This window comes from Streptomyces shaanxiensis (genome assembly GCF_039537145.1).
Taxonomy (GTDB): domain Bacteria; phylum Actinomycetota; class Actinomycetes; order Streptomycetales; family Streptomycetaceae; genus Streptomyces; species Streptomyces shaanxiensis.
Map to the genome: position 1 here is coordinate 1 of NZ_BAAAZY010000044.1, position 749 is coordinate 749.

The 749-nt window shown below is 66.0% G+C and carries 1 protein-coding gene; it reads left to right on the forward strand.

The features are described 5' to 3' along the window. Positions 1-749, forward strand: a protein-coding gene (locus tag ABD932_RS43750) for an IS5 family transposase (RefSeq protein ID WP_345022156.1) whose coding sequence is annotated in 2 segments (ribosomal slippage) — positions 1-323 and positions 323-749 — 750 coding nt annotated over the 2 segments. Because the reading frame shifts where the segments join, the coding sequence is not laid out codon by codon here. This gene is flagged as partial in the annotation.

The following is a 749-nucleotide window of genomic DNA, read 5'->3' on the forward strand; positions in this document are numbered from 1 at the left end:
CTGGATCGTGCCGGACGGCTTGTGGGAGATCGCAAGGCCGCTGATACCGGAGCAACGAACGCGGCCGCAGGGCGGCGGAACGGCCAACACCCCTGATGAGACGCTCTTCGCAGCCATCATCTACGTGCTGGTCAGCGGGTGTGCCTGGCGTGCGTTGCCGCCGTGCTTCGGCGTCTCGAAGTCGACCGTCCACCGCCGGTTTCTGATCTGGTCCAGAGCCGGAGTGTGGGGCCGCCTGCACGAAGCCGTGCTGCACCAGCTGGACGACGCTGGCCTGATTGACGTCACCCGCGTCGTCCTCGACACCGCCCACGTCAGGGCTAAAAAGGGGGCGAACACACAGGTCCGAGCCCCGTGGACCGAGGCAAGCCGGGTTCCAAGATGCACATCCTGTCGGACGCGAACGGACTGCCCCTGGTCGTCGGCGTCTCCGCCGGCAACACCCACGACAGCGAAGGGCTGAAGCCCATGGTCGCTGGTCACCAAACGAGACACGACCCCCACCGCGGCCGCCACTTCAAGCCCCAACGCCTGCACGCGGATAAGGCATACGACCGCCCGGACCTGCGGAAATGGATACGAGGCAGGCGCATTGGAGTCCGGATCGCACGCAAAGGCATCGAGTCCAGCGAACGATTGGGCCGCCGCAGATGGGTAATCGAGCGCACGATGTCGTGGCTGTCCGGCTACCGCAGACTCAGCCCTCGCTACGAGCGTCACCCCCGCAACTACCTGGCCTTTCTCGGACT